Origin of the sequence: Sphingomonas sorbitolis, assembly GCF_036663875.1 — a bacterium.
Taxonomy (GTDB): Bacteria; Pseudomonadota; Alphaproteobacteria; order Sphingomonadales; family Sphingomonadaceae; genus Sphingomonas.
This window is the reverse complement of the sequence record NZ_JAXOJS010000001.1, coordinates 41624-59155: the sequence shown is the minus strand read 5'-3', so window position 1 is coordinate 59155 and position 17532 is coordinate 41624. Positions and strand designations below refer to the sequence as shown.

Here is a 17532-nt window from a genome sequence, read left to right as displayed (position 1 = left end):
GTAAGTCAACCAGCTGCGCCTGATAGCGCTATCACGGTATCGGTAATAATTGGCCTGACCAGCTCTGTCAACTGGACGACCTAACGGTATCGGTAGAGTTTTATACGCTGAATTTGCCAGTCTCCAGCCGGCAAGCTGATATGGCGCCCCTGGTGCGTTTGATCGCCGTTGAGCAGCCGCCCCGGAACCCAGCGACCTGCAGCGTCGAACCGTCCTTCGAAGGCACTATCGATGCCGACGAGCGCCGGTCCATCGCCGATAGGCTTGAACGTAACCGTGATACCCTGACCTGCGACCAAGAATTCCTCAGCGCCGGTTTGAATGATCAACCCGCCATAGCTCGCGGTATCAGGCTTTGCGACGGGCCGTTGAATGTCGGCGTAGGCAACCGTGAAGCGATAGCCGCCAATGTCTCGAACCTGAGGCTCGTAGACGACGGTCTCGTCGTACAACACGCGCGGTTTGAAGCCGGCCATACGGTTTGATCCCTGCGCCGCAAGGATCTCCGGTGCAAGTTGATCGATCACGTTATAGGCCTTGGCCAGATCGCCCGGCGCATCATCGACCGAGTCGATCGAGAAAGGTCCAAAACCAATCGCATCATGCTCGCCATATGCATAAAAGGCATTTGCGGGGACCGCGGCATTGTCCGCGTTGTTCGCCTCCGGAATGAAGAGCGGATTATCGGGACGCTTATAGCGACCTACCAAGTCGACATAGTTCGGGAAATAGATGTCTGGCGCTAGAAAATCGATCGCAGGTGCGCCCGCCTTCCAGACATCGATCAAATGCGGCAATGGGCCGCCGCTCGGATATTCGCCCGGCGCGCGACCGGGGCGATTCAATGCAACGTTGACATACATCGGCATCGGGTACGCCGCCTTGCCTGCCATGGTCAGCTGATCGGCGAACCGTGCATAATACCACGCGGTAAATACCTCCGCGGCTGCGTCACCCGCGCCGAACAAATCCTCCCAAGACCCCTGCGTTTTGGCGCCCCGCTCGACCCACATCGCCTGCATCTCAGGGACAAGGCTTGCCTTGTGCTGTGTCAGATACTGGACGAGGTCGGCCGGTACCGGCTGTCGATATGCCGCTTCCGCCAGCGGCCCGTAATCGCGCGCGACCGGCAGCATGCCGATCTCGTTCTCGACCTGCATCATAACGACGGTATTCTGCGTACCGTCGACCGCTTTCAGATGCGTCATCAGCGCGGCGTAGGCGCGCTGATCGGCCTTTAGCGTCTCAGGTGCAAACGCCGAGAGAATATCGACGCCCTGCCCGTTGGGTCCCTGTGCCCGCGGGAACCGCGCCTGGTCGCGCTTCACCCACGACGGTACGTAGGTCGACATCGAATTCTTCCACGCGCCAAACCAAAGGATCACCAGTTTCAGGTCGGCCGCACGCGCATCACGTACCATCGCATCGACCGAACTCCAGTCAAACCGCCCCTCCCGCGGCTCAATGAGTTCCCACGCGACGGGCGCGAGCACGGTGTTAAGATGCATCGCACGCAGCTTCTTCCAGTGCGGCGCCATGTAGGCTGCGCTGGACGCTGCCGAATTGCTCAGCTCGCCGCCGATGATCAACATTGGCTTGCCGCCGACGATCAACTGCGTCGCGCTACCCTGTTTGCGTAGGGAGGGTGCATCGGCAAACGCCGGCGTTGCCGCTGTAGTTGCAAGGGCCGCCAGCATGAGCAGAGCCGATCGAGATTTCATTATTTGACTCCAAATAAGACAGGAATTTATTCAATTAAGGAATGAGGTAAGATCCAAATTGGGTACTGGCCGTCGGATCTACCAACGCCGATGCAGATCCCTGCAATTCAAGGGCGTTGTCGCATCTTGGAATGTTATGAGCATTGAACAGTCGAGTCCGGCATCGCCCGCTCGGGACATTGCGCCTTGGCATCGTATCTCGAGCTTGCCATTTGCGACCAAGGCTTCGACCTCTCCTCTCACCGAAAGCCGCATTGTTACCGATGCTGTCACCTTGATAGCGATAACATGTCTGACAAACCGAGCAATTGTCAACCGAAGGCGTACCAGTATGGGCGTGAGGCCGTGGCGATCTCGAATGTTGCGGCGTGCCATTCGGTCCTGTGAACTAACGGGTCAATAACCCCGCGGGCACCACGACAGAAGCGTATTGGCAGCGTAGCGGACGGCTGCGGAGCCCGGACGGCCGATCCGACTTTCTAATTTCCAATGCCACCACAGCCTGCAGATTGTCGGACATAACACATCCAGCGGGGGGCGCTACGGATCGTTAGGCGGTCGATTTCCACTGCGGCATCGACCGCTTTAATTGAATTAGGACCAAACGAGACTATCGGCTTTGCACACTACGTCGTGCGGGCTCGCCAGCCTCGACCGGATAATCCTCCAGCTTGTTGCCGAGCACGATCTCGGTCCCGTCGTTCTTGACCAGCACCTTCCGCGCCCGCGTCCCTGGTTCGCCGCCGTTGACGCCCCAGGGCGGCACGAACCAGCGATCGTCGTGGATCGCGATCACGCCGGGCTGGAGGAAGCGGTCCACCATGTTCATGCCGTTGCCGCCGCGGTGCAGCCCTGCCCCGCCGCTGTCCGCGACCGTCTCGTACGTCTCGATCCGGAGCGGGAAATAGCGTTCGAGGAACTCGTTCGGCACGTTGGTAAAGCCGGGCCACAGCGAGTGCCCATCGGGCCCGTCGCCCATCGGCCGTGCGGGGATCCCGCCGAAGCCGATCTGGAACAGCGGGAACCATTTTCCGCTCTCGTCGAGCCCCGAATAGAACAGATGCGGCGACGACGAGAAGCCGGCGGCGTTGAGAAACTCCGGCGTCTTCTGCCCGAGCAGCCCGCCGAGAATGTCGAACAACCGGCCGAGCGCATGCGTCCGCCCCGACAGCGCCGCCGGAAAGCGCGGCTTGAGCAGCGACCCTTCCGGTATCCGCACGTCGATGAGATCCTAATAGCCGTCGTTGAACAGGATCTGCGGATCGAAGACCATGATCATGTAGATGCCGAAAAACATCTTCATCATGTTTTCGTTAAGCAGGAAATTGATCGACGCCTGGCTCTGCGGATCGGTGCCGTCGAAATCGAGGATGACGCGGCCGTCCTCGCGCCACATCGTGCACTCGATCTTGTATGGGCCGTAGCCGAGCCCGTCGTCGCAGATATAATCCTCGCAGCTGACCTTCTCCTCGCCGATCGCGGTCTCGACGAGCTGCTTCATCGCGCGATAGTTGCGGTCGATCAGCAGGTCGGTCGCGGACGCGTAGACGTCGTCGCCGAACCGCTCGCACATCTCGATGATCCGTCGCGAGGCGACCCGGCAGGAGGCGATCAGCGCGTTCAGATCGGCGCGGCACCAGTCGGGCGTGCGCGTCTGGTGCATCACCAGGTTGAGCAGATCCTCGTTGTAGACACCCTGCTTCCACAGCTTCACGGGCGGGATGCGAACCCCCTCCTGGAAGATGCTGGTCGCGTCGATCGGCATCGATCCGGGCACCTTGCCGCCGATGTCGCTCATATGCCCGAACATCGAGGTGTAGGCGACGACCCGGCCGTCCTTGAACACCGGCATCAGCACGAGCCAGTCGTTGAGATGGCTGATCGCGCCCTGCACCGAATAGGGATCGTTGAGGAAGATCAGGTCGCCGTCCTCGACCGTGCCGTCATAGCTTTCGAGGAACGGGCCGATGTACGAGCCGAACTGGCCGACGATCATGCGGCCCTTGCTGTCGGCGATCAGCGGGAAGGCGTCGCCCTGTTCGCGGATGCCGGGCGACATCGCAGTGCGGACGAGCGTCGCGTCCATCTCGATGCGGGCGTTGCGGAGCGCGTTTTCGATCACCTCCAGCGTGACGGGATCGATCGGCACCGTCTCGAACGGTGTGGCGTTGGCCTGGATGATGCGTGCGGGCATGATGGTCCTCTCAGGCCAGATTGATCAGGATGTTGCCGACCGAGTCGACGATGCCGGTGCAGCCGCCTTCGATCAGCGTCGTGGAATCCATCTCGACGATGATCGCCGGGCCGGGGATGACGTCGTTGGCGCGGAGTTTCGACCGGTCGTAGATGACCGCAGGCCGCATCGCGCCGTCGGTCCAGAGTTCGTGATCGCGCAGTTTCGCGGCGATGGGGTCGCCGTTGCCTTCAGGGAGCACCGGCGCCTTGAGATCGAGCAACGGCCCGAGTGCGACTGCGCGGAGATTCACGAGTTCGTGCGCGGTTTCCATGTTGAAGGTGAACAGCCGGTGATGCTCTTCGTCGAAGCGTCCGGTGACGCCGGCGAGCCCGTCGCGCGCCAAGGTCTCGGCGTCGATCGACAACGGCACCTCGAACGCCTGGCCTTCGTAGCGAACGTCGATCTCGAACAGCGATGTGATGTCGCCATCCGCGATCCCCTCGGCGGCGAGCTCGGCACGGGTCTGTGCGGCCATCTCGTTGAGGATCGCCTGGACCTCGGTCTCGTCTGTCTCGCTGAAGCGGCGCGAGAAGCTGCGCGCGGTCTCGGTCCGCATCTGCGTGGTGGCGTCACCGAGCGCGCACAACACGCCGGGGCTGACCGGCGACACCGCGGGCCAGCTGCCCATCAACCGCGCGACCGCGTTGACGTGCAACGGCCCTGCCCCGCCGAACCCCATCAGCGCGAAGTGGCGGGGGTCATAGCCCTGCTGGACCGAGATCATGCGCAGCGCACCGAACATGTTCTCGTTGACGATGTCGATGATCCCGCGCGCCGCCTGCATCAGGCCGATGCCGAGCTTGTCGGCGATCCCCTGCACGGCGATCTTGGCGCCTTCGCGATCGAGCTTGAACGCACCGCCGAGCAGCGATTCAGGCAGGTATCCGAGCACGACGTTGGCGTCGGTCACGGTCGGCTCGACGCCGCCCTTGCCGTACGCGACCGGCCCCGGCACCGCGCCCGCCGACCGCGGCCCGACCCGCAGCGCGTTGGTCAGTTCGGGGACGTAGGCGATCGAACCGCCACCCGCGCCGACCGTCTTCACGTCGAGCGCGGACGCTCGCACCGCCAGATGGCCTACCTCGGTAGTGCGGACACGGCGCGCCTCAAGGTTCTCGATCAGCGCGACGTCAGTCGAGGTGCCGCCGACGTCGAGCGTCAGGATGTTGCGGATGCCCGCGTTCTTGCCGACCCACAATGCGCCGGTCACGCCGCCCGCCGGCCCCGACATCAGCAGCGACACCGGATGCTCCTCGGCCTTCTCCGACGACATCAGCCCGCCATCGGAACGCAGCAGCGACAGGCTCCCCGCCATGCCGCTGTCGCGCAGCTTGGTGCGCAAATTACGGACGTAATTGCGCATGATCGGGCGCACCGCGGCATTGGCGACGGTCGTCAGCGTGCGCTCATATTCCTGCATCTCAGGCAGCACGACATGGCTGAGCGACAGCGGCACGTCGGGCAGGATCTCCGCGGCGAGCTCGGCCACGCGCAATTCATGCGCGCCGTTCAGATACGCGTTGATCAGCGACACCGTCAGCGCCTCGATCCCTTGCGCCTTCAACGCCTCCAGCGCCGCACGGATATCGGCATCGTCGATCGGCCGCACTTCCTTGCCCTGCGCATCCATCCGACCGAGGATCTCGACCGTATCCTCCAGCGCAGCGAGCGGTTCGGGCTTCGGCCAGACGATCCAGCCGGCGAGGCCACCGGGCACGAAGCTGCGCGCAATCTGCATGATCTGGCGATAGCCCTCGCTGGTGACGAGGCCGACGCGCGCCCCCTTGCCTTCGAGCACCGCGTTGGTCGCGACGGTCGTGCCGTGGAGGAAGAACTCGACCTCAACAGGCGTGATGCCCGCCTCCGCGCAGATCCCGTCGACTCCGGTCAGGATACCAACCGAGCTGTCGTGCGGCGTCGACGGCGTCTTGTGCCGCCAGAACCCGCTGCTTTCCTAATCCAGCAGCAGCAGGTCGGTGAAAGTCCCACCGACATCGACGCCCAAACGATAAGCCATGATGTCCCCGCTATGATGATCGCGCGGCCACCATCCGGGCGGCGCTTTTGCTGAGACCTTCCTAGAACCGCGCGATGATGCGGTTGGCCCGCGTCACCGCGACTATCCGCTGTGCGACTTTTCGGGCGTGGCGATTGGTCACGCGCGGCGGGCTTCGCCACGGTGCCAGCCTTGCAGGAGAAGCCGTCATGATCGTCCGCCCCGAACTTCGCGCCGATACGCGCGCCTTCCTAGATCGCCGCGCGACCGGGTCCGGATTGCTGATCGGCGGCGCTTGGCAGTCGGCCGAGGGAGGACGTACGTTGGGAACGCTAGACCCGGCGACCGGCGAAGAGATTGGCCGCATCGCCTCCGCCTCGGTTGGCGACGTCGACCAGGCAGTGACCGCTGCGCGCGTGGCCTTCGACGGCTGACGCACCACCACTCCGGTCAACCGGGCACGCATATTGTGGGCGATCGCCGACCTAATCGAGGCGCATATCGACGAACTCGCCGAACTGGAGACGCTTGACCAGGGCAAGCCGCTGTTCGTCGCGCGCTGGGCGGAGATCCCCGGTGCGATCAACCAGTTCCGCTTCTTCGCCGGCCAGGCGATGGCGATCGGGGGCAACACGATCGAGAGCTCGATCGATTACCAGCCCGCAGGCAAGCAGGTCTCGACCTGGACTCTCCGCGAACCCGTCGGCGTAGTGGCCGCGATCGTGCCGTGGAACTCGCCGCTGGTGCTGACCGCGATGAAGCTCGCACCGGCTTTGGCCGCGGGCTGTACGATCGTCCTGAAGCCGGCGGAGGACACCTCGCTCAGCGCCCTCCGGCTCGCCGAACTAATGACGCAGGCGGGGCTGCCCGCCGGCGTGCTCAACATCGTCACCGGGCCCGGCAGCGAGACCGGCGCCGCGCTCGCCGCGCACCCCGGCGTCGACAAGATCGCCTTCACCGGCTCGACCCAGACCGGCCGCGCGATCCTCGATGCGGCGAAAACCAACTTCAAGCGCGTCACGCTCGAACTCGGCGGCAAGTCGCCCGCGATCGTCCTGCCCGACACCGATCTCGATCTCGCCATCCCCGGCGTCGCCAACGCGATCTTCTTCAACGCGGGGCAGGTGTGCATCGCCGGCTCGCGTCTCTACGTCCACCGCTCGATCCACGACCAGGTGATCGAGGGCGTCGTCGCCTATGCCAAGGGGCTCGCAATGGGCCACGGCCTCGACCCCGCGACGCAGATGGGCCCACTCGTGTCCGCGCGCCAGGCCGAGCGCGTCGCGAGCTTCGTCACCGGCGCGCGGGACGAAGGCGCGACCGTGCTGACCGGCGGCGACCGCTCGGGCGAGGCCGGCACGTTCGTCGCGCCGACCGTCGTGGTCGACGTCCGCCCCGACATGACGATCGTCCGCGAAGAGGTGTTCGGCCCGGTGCTGGTCGCGCAACCCTATGACGATCTCGACGAAGTGGTCGCCGCGGCGAACGACAGCCAATACGGCCTTGCGTCGAGCATCTGGACGCAGTCGCTCTCCAGCGCACACCGCCTCGCCGGGCAGCTGCGCGCAGGGACAGTTTGGATCAACTGCCACGCGATGTACGACGCCTCGCTACCGATCGGCGAAATGAAAGCCTCGGGCTGGGGCCGCGACAGCGGCAAGCAGGCGATGGATAGCTATCTCGAGTGGAAGACGGTCTGCGCGGTGATCTGAACTCCACTATATCCGAGGTAAAGACCTAGTGATGGTTCTGTGACAGTCTCTCAGCCGTCGTGCGCCGCCATCGCAGCTAACGTACGCTTTTATTTATCGCATCCTCGAAGGTGGCCATCCCACAATCGATCAGGATCGGCTATTTCGCGCAGGTCCAAGCGCGCGTACGATTTGCAACTTTCGCGGCGTGTTTTGTCGATCGGGAAACCCGGCGGTGACCGGCTTGAGGCCGAGCCGCCACCTGCATCGATAGGGGTTTCGCAGTTATAATCAGGCTTGCTAGCATGTACTGGATGTTCGGACGGAGTGTTGGGTTACGCCGTCTTCAAGGTCATGCGGAACGCGAACCGTACCGTCCGTTTCCCTGGCGATGGTGAAGACCGCCTTTTCATCCTCTTAATCTCGGCCGTCAAACCTGCTTGAGCGGCGCGCACATAAATCCGGTGAATGGCTTTGCGGATTGGCCGGATCGACATACAGCGTGCGGCCCCGGTGACATCAGGTCCGCGCTTCCGCTCCGGACTCGTTCGCGAGCGCACACTTAGACGATGTTGTGGTGGAGGTCCGCATGATCTCATTAACGCAGACATCGGTCGTTCTAGGCGACATGGCTCACGCAATTGACGAGTTTCTACCATCGGACGCGTGTCGAGGATCCCACCAACGGGGCGCGACGTGAAATAGACAGCGGACTTTACACATGGAGAGCCGCGTCGCCGTCATCATGAAGATACCCAACGCGGCTTTCGACATCATCGCGATTGTTTGGTGGATCATCGACATGGCTGCAGCGCCCGATGTCTATACCCCGGGCCAGCATCTCATCACGCATGAGGCAATTGTGCAATCGGAAGTCGCAGTCATCACGTTCTGCGTTGAGTACTGCCGTCAGATCTGCTTGACGAACTCCACGCGGCGGTTGGCGGACGCGGTCGCGCGAGCGCCTGAGATGGGGCGATCGGGACCGTATCCCTTGGCGGTCAGTCGACCGGAGTCGACCCCGCGGGTGACCAGATAATCTACCACCGACTGCGCGCGCGCCTGGCTCAGCGCCATGTTCCTATCATGTTCGCCGGTCGCGTCGGTATGACCTTCGATCGCGAAACGCATGCCCGCCATCTGCGGTGCCGCCATCGCCTGCGCGAACGCTCGCGCTTCGGCCTGCGCCTGCGGCGTCATCTGCGCGGAGCCAAGCCGGAACGTGACCAGCATATCAATGCCGCCACCCTGCCTGACCTTGACCGGTGCATTCGAACGGCGCGCGGGACGCACAGCGGCCAATATCGGGCTCCGTCGCGTCGCCACCTCGGACGGACGCGCGGTCGGCGCGGTGTGGGCGGTGGTCGACGGACGTGCGAGGCTGAACGCCTTTTCATTGCCGACCGGTACGCGATCACTGTCAAGTCCTGACGCACCGCAACTTCCGGTCATCGAACATATGATAGCTTCGGGCGAGTTCGTGGCGGTCTGAGCCAAAGCCGCGCCAGATATACTTGCGCCAATACCAAACACCAATATACCAAACGCGCGCATAACGACACATTCCCCAAATAGTAGTTCGAACATTTCCGAATAACCATACGCGACTCGACTTTAGCGAAATTTCATTTTCTGATAAGTCGATACAGTATTTGGTAATCTTATACAAATGCTTCATGGACTAGCCGTTGCACAAGCGCTTACGTCAGCTATCAACCGAATCATCATGAATTTCCATCTTATCCTGCACCATGGTCGCACTGCAGCCGGCCAACCGCTGCGATGGCCATTGGCCGGGACAGACTGCGTTATCGGCACCGCGTCCGACTGCGACTGGCGGCTGGACGACGGCGTCGCCCCGCGCCATTGCCAGTTCGGCTATCGCGGCGGGCAGTGGCTGATCGTCGATCTGGGCGGCGGCACTGCCATCAACGGCCGCCCGCTTGATCGCCCGACCCTGATCGCCGTGGGCGACCGCGTGACGATCGGCGGCTGCGAGGTGGTGATCGTCGACAGCGACGCGCCCGGCGTCGGTGCCGGTTCGACACCCGCCGACGCGTTGCTGGCTGCAGCCGGCCTGACTCGCGTGCAAGTCGATACGCAGGACGCTGACCTGATCGCTACCGCAGGAACTCTGGTCCGCCATCTCGTTTCAGGCCTTGTCGATCAACTCGCGCACCGGATGAGGGCCAAGGCGGAGATGGGCGCCGAAGCGACCCAGTTCGCGTTCGGTGCGGTCAACCCACTGAAGACACTGCCCGCTGATCGCGCGCTTGCTGCGTTACTGGCGCCGACGAAGGGCATGATGCCCGCGGACCGCGCGGTGGCCGACGCGTTTGCCGATCTGGAGGCGCATCAGGCCGCGACGCTTGCCGGGATGCAGGGCGCGCTCGCGGCGACGCTCGACCGCTTCTCGCCCGACTCGATCCGCGGCCGAACGCAGGACGGTGGAATGCTGGCGCGGATGCTGCCCGGCGCGCGTCAGGCCGCACTGTGGCAAGCCTATGAGCGCGAGTTCGACGGCGTGGCAAAGGGATCAAGCGATGCGTTCGTCGAGCTGTTCGCGACCGAATTCGCCAAGGCCTATCGCACTGTCAGTTCGGCACCTCGTCCACCATCTTGAACCACACCATCTCGGCGCGCCAGTCGCCCGCGCGCGCCGCGGTCGCGAAACGCTGCGACCAGCCAGGGCCGTGCGATCCTGCCGCTCCCGCGACTAGCGCATCGGAAAACCCGCTCTTGCCGGTTAGCAGCAGGATGCCCGACCAGCCGGTGTGGTTAGCGTCGATCGAGAAGCGATAGCGCCCCTTGCCCAGATCGGCGATCGGCTCGCCCGGCTTGGGCATCGCGTCGAACGTCCGGCGATCGGGCACCAGCGGCGAAATCGTGCCGCTCGGCTCCAGCCCATAGAGCGCGAAATCCTTGATCCCCGACAGATCGAGGTTGATGATCGTGCGCGCGCCAATCTGGCCGGCATAGCTGCTCTCGGGGGGCAGCTTGGCCACTTCGAACGTGCGTTGCGGTACCGTCAGATGACTTGCCCCGACGCTGCGGATCGCCCGGAAGATGTCGACCGAGCCGCATTCTGACGCGCTGATCGGCGCCACGTCGGAAAAATCGGCGGCATCCAGCGCCGCGCCGCTCCGCTCGGCGACCCTGGTGATCGCCGCCTGCGCTTCGGCCGGACGCCCCGCCACGCCGGTCAGCTTGACCGTCATTGCATTACCGCGGTCCGCACCGGTCGCCAGGTCGAGCCACGAACAATCGATCGACGGGAGTGCCGCTGCCACCGCCGCTCGCGCGCGCTCCGCCGGATTGCCCTGAGGCGCGGGCGCGTGGGGCACGGCGACAGTGTTCGCCGCGACCGGACCCGCGGGAATTGTGGTCGGCGGATCGTCGCCCCGAGTCGCGAACCACGTGCCGCCGCCCGCCAGCGCCAGGACCGCCGCGACACCCGCCGCGATCGCTGGCTTGGGCAAACCGCGTGACGCTTCCCCAGTGCGTGCGATCAGCGCTAGACGCTGTAGCGCCTCGGGGGCGATCCCCGTATCGTCACCGCCGACTCCGGCCTCCGCATCGGCGGCACGCGCGTCAGCCGACAGTGCTCGCAGGATCATCCGCAGCGTCCGGCCGCCGTCGCGGTTCGGTCGGACGGTGCGCGCCTGGGTGGCACTGATCTTACCGCTCTCAACCTGCGCGGCAAGCGCCGCCTCGTCCTCGGGAGACCATTCCGCGGTCGGCCCGCACGACTGGGCGATCATCGCCGGCGTGAAGCCCTGTTGCGCCGGTGACGGCATTTTTGCGATCGCGGCCCGCTGCAACGGCAGCGTCAGCGCAGCAGGTCGCGCCAGCGCGGACAATTCGTTGATCCTGGCCACCACCATCTCATCGGCGGGCCCGGGATGAAACGCCTCCCAGAACAGCGCGGCATAGCCCTTCACTAGGGCAAGCGCGGCATTTGCCAGCGCGAAGTCGCCGACGCGCACCGCTGCCTGCAATGCTACCAGTGCGGGTGCCTGATCCTTGGTACGTTGTAGAAAGACATCGCACCGCTGGATCAATTGAATCAACTCTTGCGGCTTCTGGTTTGCGAAGTCGCCGGGGGCATCCTCGATATCGCGAAACTCTGGGTCGCCGCGCAGATCCGGTCCACACGGATTGTCGCCGTCGAATGGCTGGATAAGCGTTTCGTAATCGAGCACGACCTACACGCCCGCCCCGACTGAAGCTCGGACTCGCGCTCCACGTGCTTTAAGACTTTCACCAGTTTGGGACCGCTCACAGCGCATCATTGCTTCCCCGAAATTTGACAAAGCCATGGCTTGACTGACCGATACTGCGTATCGGGTCGACACATTTTGGTAATTACGTGATATCTATCGATTCTTGTATTTGCGGAGTAGACGTCCGAAATACTTCCCCGTCAAGCGAGTCTATTTTACATATTTTGTGAACCGACTTTGAATATTTCCAATATACCGTCATGGTTTGCTAGAAAAGTTCGAATAAATTTGGATATTAACTTTCTGAACGAGGATAAGAAGGTAACGTATATCAAGTATATTTTGTTGGAATTTATGACTGAACGAGAAGGGATATAGGCGGAACGCCGGTAACGGCAACGCGCTACGGCGAGCGCTTCCCCGATTTCGTGAGCGACGCAAAACCGATCCTAGCCGCCCTTGGATCACCAGATCCGCATCTCGAGAGACCCCGCGTCACCGGATTCCGACATCCCCCACTCCTAAATGCTGTGGCCGCGAAAGCGGGCGGCGACATCGACGCCGTACGCGCTAGGAACCATGTCGCGAAGAAACGTCGGCAGATGTCGATGCGGTTACCGTTGGAAGCCCAAAACCCGGGAGATGTCCGACAGCGTCACCACCGAGTTCGCGGTTCGGCGACGCTAGCACCTCCGCCAACGGTACGGTACGCCTGTTCTGATCAGCAAGATTGGGGATCGCGGGGTGTTCCGGATTACCGAATTCGCGTCGAAGTGACGGGCCTAAGCCTATCTGATGTTATTTGAGATAGACGACGAGCAGGATCCATCTTGAGCGCCGTGTCGATGCTATAGAAAATATAGCAGCAGAATATTAGGAAACCGTTCAGCTCGACATTATAGTTCCAGAGCAGCATAACGGTTCTTAGCGAACGAAATTATATTTATCCGAAAGGATCACTGGAAGTTTTTGCCTTATTCGATCGATTACGTTGGGCAATTGCGGGCGTGAAGACCTTGCAATAGATATTAGCCGGAAGCTGGTTCCAACCTGTCATTCCAAGCAAGGGGGTTCGCAATGGTCACCAGAGGATTCACCGGTCGCGGCTCGGGCGAACAGTCCAGCCGGATTCCGCCGGGCCAGCATCCCGTGGAGGATTTCCCCGTCCTGTCTGCCGGACCCACGCCGCACGTGGAGCCCTCCGATTGGAAATTCACGGTCAAGATCGGTCCAAAGCCCGTCAAGGTCTGGAACTGGAACGAATTCAACGCGCTGCGCAAGACGCAGATGACTCGGGATATTCACTGCGTCACCTCCTGGTCCAAGCTGGATACCATTTGGGAGGGCGTGCTCATCGAAGACATACTCGCCGATGCTGGGCTCGATCGGCCCACCGATTTCGTCTTGGCGCACTGCTACGATAAATATTCGACGAACATGCCGCTGGCCGACCTTCTGTCGGGCAAGGCGATGGTCGCCCTCACCTATGCGAACAAGCCGCTTCCGCGCGATCATGGAGGGCCGGCGCGCCTTCTGGTCCCGCATCTCTATTTCTGGAAGTCCGCCAAGTGGGTGAATGCGCTGCAATTCACGACGCGCGACGAGGCGGGATTCTGGGAGGGGCACGGCTACCATATTTACGGCGATCCGTGGCGCGAGCAGCGATACACCAATGACTGAGGGCAGCGCGCAAACCGTGTCGTGGCAGTCCTGCGTGATCGAGGGCATCGTCCAGCAGACACCGAGCATCAAGAGCGTCTTCCTGCGGTTGAGCACACCGTTCGCGCACATTGCTGGTCAGCACGTCGATGTCAGGTTGACCGCGCCCGATGGCTACAGCGCGATGCGCAGCTACTCGATCGCGTCGGCGGCAACCGCGTCCCCTACCATCGAGCTCGCGATCGAGCGCCTGCCGGATGGCGAAGTCTCGTCGTTCTTCCACGATGTCGCGGCGATTGGTGACGAAATCGAACTCCGCGGTCCGCTCGGCGGCCATTTCCTGTGGCCTGCCCCTGCCCCTGCCCCTGGCCCAGATGCAGTGTTATTGATCGGGGCCGGCTCCGGCGTCGTGCCGTTGATGGCGATGATCCGGGAGCGCCGCACGCTGTCCCAGGCGGTGCCGACAGCGCTGCTCCTGTCCGCACGGACCGCCGAGGACGTTCTCTTTTCGGCAGAGCTTCATTCCACCGAAATTGGCGATGCGGCATTCGCCCTGGCGCTGGCGATCACGCGCGAAGAGCCGACCCGTCCATCGGACTTCGGACGACGGATCGACGACGTGATGGTCCAGGATATCGTCGCCCGTCTCCACCGAAGGCCGACCCACGTATTTGTTTGCGGGTCCAACGGGTTCGTCAACATCGCGACGGAGGGCGCGCTGCTGGCCGGCCTGCCCCCATCCATCATCAAAACCGAGCGCTACGGCGGCTAACCGCGCAGGCGTCCAGACCAACGGGGCGGAACGCGTGCGTGGTTCCCGTTCGAAGTCTTTTAGCAGGCGCGGACACCCGATTTTCGGTAAGGTATAGTAGAGGTATTGGCTCAATCCGCCTGGCCATATGAAGGAAACAGCGAGCTACCGCTCAATCTCGTCATGGCGATACCTGCTTGACCGGGCGGATCAGTATCTCCTCCACCAGCACGCGGGGCGGCTGCGCGAACGCGTAGACGAGCGCTTGGGCGACGTCCTCCGACGTCAGCGCGTCCAGGCTCTCGCGCCGGTCGCGCATCGCGTCGCTGACGTTCTGGCCGAACTCGGTCCAGACGGCGCCGGGCTCGATCACCGACACGCGGATGCCCTCGCTGCCCAGTTCCTTGCGGAGCGCGTCGTGGAAGCCGACCACGGCGAACTTGGTGGCGCTATAGACCGACCAGGATTCGGTGCCGTAGCGCCCGCCAACGCTGGCCACCGACGATATCATCGCGCCCGGCCGGCCGCGCAGCAACGGGATCGCCGCCTGGGTGCAGTGAAGCACGCCGTACAGGTTGACGTCGATCATCCGCTTCCAGTCGGCGGGATCGCTCGCCTCGAACTTCGCGTTGACGCCGAGACCGGCATTGTTGAACAGCAAATCGAGCCCGCCGAACCGACGCTCGACCTCGGCGAACACGTCCGCGACCGCCGCGGCGTCGCCGACGTCGGCGGTCAACGCCAGGGCCGCATCGCCGAGTTCCGCGACCAGCGCGTCGATCCGCTCGCGCCGCCGCGCCACCAGCACCACGCGAACGCCTTTCGCGACGAGCAGGCGCGCGGTCGCCTCGCCGATACCGCTCGATGCACCGGTGATCACCGCGACCTTACCGGTCAGATCCTGCATCTTCATCGCCGATCGTCCGTCCGAATTTATCCAAGCGCCTCAGAACGCTTTCCCCTTGAGAAGGAGCCATAATCTTCGGTTCCGTGCAATCGCTGACGCGCGTGAACGCACCTAGGCTTCGCGCGTTAGACATGATGCCTCGATCTTAGAGGCGAGATTCCCTCCTTTTTCGGCAGGACTTCGACATGGCAGATCCGTTCCTCATAGCCGTGCCGGACGAGCGGCTTGCGACCATTCGCGCGAAGGTCGAGGCGTTCGACTGGCGCATGATGCCGGATGCCGGCGACTGGCGATCGGGCGTCGGCCTTGCCGATCTCAAGCGGCTCGTCGATCACTGGCTGACGCGGTATGATTGGCGCGCGCAGGAACGCCGCCTCAACGCGTTGCCGCAGTTCACCGCCGAGGTGCAGGGCCAGCGCCTCCACTTCATCCAAGCACGTGGCGACGGCTCACGTCCCCCGCTGCTCCTGCTGCACGGCTGGCCGGGGTCGTTCCTCGAATTCGAGGCACTGATCGCCCCGCTCGTCGCCGACGGCCACGACGTCGTCGTGCCGTCGCTGCCCGGCTACGCCTTCTCGGGTCGGCTGATAGCGCCGATCGGGCCGAAGCGAACCGCAGACCTTATGCACGGCCTGATGACCGAATTGTTCGGCACACGCCGGTATCTCGTCCAGGGCGGCGACTGGGGTGCCGCGATCGCCGGGTGGATGGCGCACCGACATCCCGAGGCGATCGCCGGTCTCCACCTCAACATGGTGCTGCTCCAGGCCGCGGACGCGGCGCCGAAAAAGCCGGACGAACTCGCCTGGGCCGCAAAGCGCGCCGACCTCGCCAAGGAGGAAACCGGTTATTCGCAGGAGCAGGGCACGCGCCCGCAGACGCTCGGCGTGGCTATGTCGGACAGCCCGGTGGGTGTCGCGGCGTGGATCCTGGAGAAGTTCGGCGCATGGGCCGACGTACCGCGTGACGCAGAGGGCCGCCCGGATGTGTGGCAGGCATTCGACGAGGACCTGCTGATCACCAACATCATGCTGTATCTGGTCGGGGGGGCGTTCGTGACCTCGACCTGGATGTACCGTGGCCGCGTGCTGGAGGGCTCGGGCAAGTTCCCGGCCGGAACCCGGATCACGGTGCCGACCGCGATTGCCGCATTCCCCGATCCGGTCTTCCCGCCGCCGCCGCGCTCGCAGGCGCAGAAGACCTACGACATCGTCCAGTGGACCGAGATGCGCGCCGGCGGGCACTTCGCTGCGCTGGAACAACCCGAACTGCTGCTCGCGGATATGCGCCGCTTCTTCGCGTCCAAAGCGGTTTCGGATGCGCCTAAGCGTTCGATCGCGCTTCGCTCGGCGGGCGTGATCGCCGCGACACTAGCGGCCGCCGCGGTGTATACCAGCGCAACGACCAAGCGGATCGAACAGGACGTGCCCGCAGACGGCAGTTTCATCGACGTTGCTGGTGCGCGGCTTCACTATGTCGATCGCGGCAAAGGCCCAGCTATCGTATTGGTCCACGGGCTGAGCGCGCACCTCCGCAACTTCTCGTACGGCGTCGCCGATGCACTGGCGGAGAATTACCGGGTCATTCTGGTCGACCGGCCCGCCTCGGGATATTCGGTGCCGACCGGCGAACAGCCTGGCATTCTCGGCCAATCGGCGATCATCGCACGCTTCATCGACAAACTGGGGCTCGACCGTCCGCCGCTTCTGGTTGGCCATTCGCTGGGCGGTGCCGTCGCGCTTGGCGTCGCCACGCATCATCCCGGTTCGGTAGCCGGTCTCGCGCTGCTGGCCCCGATGACACAACCGCCTCAAGCGATGCCTGCCCCGGTGGCAAGCGCGATCGAAGGCAACCCTGGTGCGCGTGCGCTTTTCGCCAATCTGTTTGGCACACCGATCAGTCGGGCGGCATACGGCTTGCGCTGGGGTAAGATCTTCGCGCCCGATCCGGTCCCGGCCGATTTCGCCACACGTGGCGGCGGCGGACTAGGCGATCGCCCGGTGTCGGTGAACGCCGCGCTGGTCGAGTTGGCCAGCGCCGATATCGACCTCACCGCGATCGTCAGCCGTTATGCCGATCTGACGATCCCGGTTGCGTTGCTCTATGGTCGTGACGACCAGGCGATCGCCCCGACGATCGACGGCGACCGCGCGGTCGAGGCCATTCCGGGCGCGACGCTGGAGATGACGGACGGAGGCCACATGCTTCCGGTCGCACATCCGCAGGCAAGCGCCGCCTTTGTCCGCAAATGTGCTGAGCACGTCTTGCGATAGCGCCCGACGATCGTAGTTGGCGGCGCATCCAATGCGCTCCGTCACCCCGGACTGGTCCGGGGTGACGGAGACTGA

8 protein-coding genes and 3 pseudogenes are annotated in these 17532 nt (G+C 63.5%); 5 read left to right on the top strand and 6 right to left on the bottom strand.

Annotation, left to right across the window (positions count from 1 at the left end; translation table 11 throughout):
- Nucleotides 1–80: 80 nt before the first annotated feature.
- The 3 genes and pseudogenes from U1763_RS00260 to U1763_RS00250 form a co-directional block, all read right to left on the bottom strand.
- Nucleotides 81–1697: a GH35 family beta-galactosidase gene (locus tag U1763_RS00260; protein ID WP_332753592.1), complete on the bottom strand. Its 1617-nt coding sequence runs from the start codon at nt 1695–1697 to the stop codon at nt 81–83.
- 664 nt (nt 1698–2361) lie between these two features.
- Nucleotides 2362–3915, bottom strand: a pseudogene (locus U1763_RS00255) (hydantoinase B/oxoprolinase family protein); the annotation flags it as partial.
- A gap of 10 nt (nt 3916–3925) precedes the next feature.
- Nucleotides 3926–5974: pseudogene (locus tag U1763_RS00250) on the bottom strand (hydantoinase/oxoprolinase family protein).
- A 188-nt stretch (nt 5975–6162) separates the two neighbouring features.
- Here U1763_RS00250 and U1763_RS00240 point away from each other — a divergent pair.
- A pseudogene (locus U1763_RS00240) lies at nt 6163–7665 on the top strand (aldehyde dehydrogenase family protein).
- 888 nt (nt 7666–8553) lie between these two features.
- On the opposite strand, the gene U1763_RS00235 reads toward U1763_RS00240, so the two are convergent.
- Nucleotides 8554–9096: an OmpA family protein gene (locus tag U1763_RS00235; protein ID WP_332753590.1), complete on the bottom strand. Its 543-nt coding sequence runs from the start codon at nt 9094–9096 to the stop codon at nt 8554–8556.
- 274 nt (nt 9097–9370) lie between these two features.
- On the opposite strand from U1763_RS00235, the gene tagH reads away from it, so the two are divergent.
- A complete protein-coding gene (tagH, locus tag U1763_RS00230; protein WP_332753589.1) occupies nt 9371–10267 on the top strand; it encodes a type VI secretion system-associated FHA domain protein TagH in 897 nt (298 codons plus the stop codon).
- Here the strand turns inward: tagH and U1763_RS00225 are convergent.
- Nucleotides 10239–11846 (bottom strand): type VI secretion system ImpA family N-terminal domain-containing protein, encoded by a 1608-nt coding sequence (locus U1763_RS00225; protein ID WP_332753588.1) that lies wholly within the window; start codon nt 11844–11846, stop codon nt 10239–10241. The two genes, tagH and U1763_RS00225, sit on opposite strands and share 29 nt — an antisense overlap.
- Before the next feature lie 1170 nt (nt 11847–13016).
- On the opposite strand from U1763_RS00225, the gene U1763_RS00220 reads away from it, so the two are divergent.
- Both U1763_RS00220 and U1763_RS00215 read left to right on the top strand, forming a co-directional pair.
- Nucleotides 13017–13547: a molybdopterin-dependent oxidoreductase gene (locus U1763_RS00220; RefSeq protein ID WP_243643171.1), complete on the top strand. Its 531-nt coding sequence runs from the start codon at nt 13017–13019 to the stop codon at nt 13545–13547.
- A 34-nt stretch (nt 13548–13581) separates the two neighbouring features.
- Nucleotides 13582–14298, top strand: a complete 717-nt coding sequence (locus U1763_RS00215; RefSeq protein ID WP_443026864.1) for a ferredoxin reductase — start codon at nt 13582–13584, stop codon at nt 14296–14298.
- 160 nt (nt 14299–14458) lie between these two features.
- Here U1763_RS00215 and U1763_RS00210 read toward each other — a convergent pair whose 3' ends face one another.
- A complete protein-coding gene (locus tag U1763_RS00210; protein WP_332753586.1) occupies nt 14459–15190 on the bottom strand; it encodes an SDR family oxidoreductase in 732 nt (243 codons plus the stop codon).
- A gap of 179 nt (nt 15191–15369) precedes the next feature.
- Between U1763_RS00210 and U1763_RS00205 the strand changes: the two genes are divergently transcribed.
- On the top strand, nt 15370–17457 hold the full coding sequence (locus U1763_RS00205) for an epoxide hydrolase family protein (RefSeq protein WP_332753585.1): 2088 nt from the start codon (nt 15370–15372) through the stop codon (nt 17455–17457).
- Nucleotides 17458–17532 lie beyond the last annotated feature (75 nt).

Coding starts and splice junctions, on each gene's coding strand:
- U1763_RS00260 (WP_332753592.1), bottom strand. CDS start 1,697: ATGCTGGCGGCCCTTGCAACTACAGCGGCAACGCCGGCGTTTGCCGAT.
- U1763_RS00235 (WP_332753590.1), bottom strand. CDS start 9,096: ATGACCGGAAGTTGCGGTGCGTCAGGACTTGACAGTGATCGCGTACCG.
- tagH (WP_332753589.1), top strand. CDS start 9,371: ATGAATTTCCATCTTATCCTGCACCATGGTCGCACTGCAGCCGGCCAA.
- U1763_RS00210 (WP_332753586.1), bottom strand. CDS start 15,190: ATGAAGATGCAGGATCTGACCGGTAAGGTCGCGGTGATCACCGGTGCA.
- U1763_RS00205 (WP_332753585.1), top strand. CDS start 15,370: ATGGCAGATCCGTTCCTCATAGCCGTGCCGGACGAGCGGCTTGCGACC.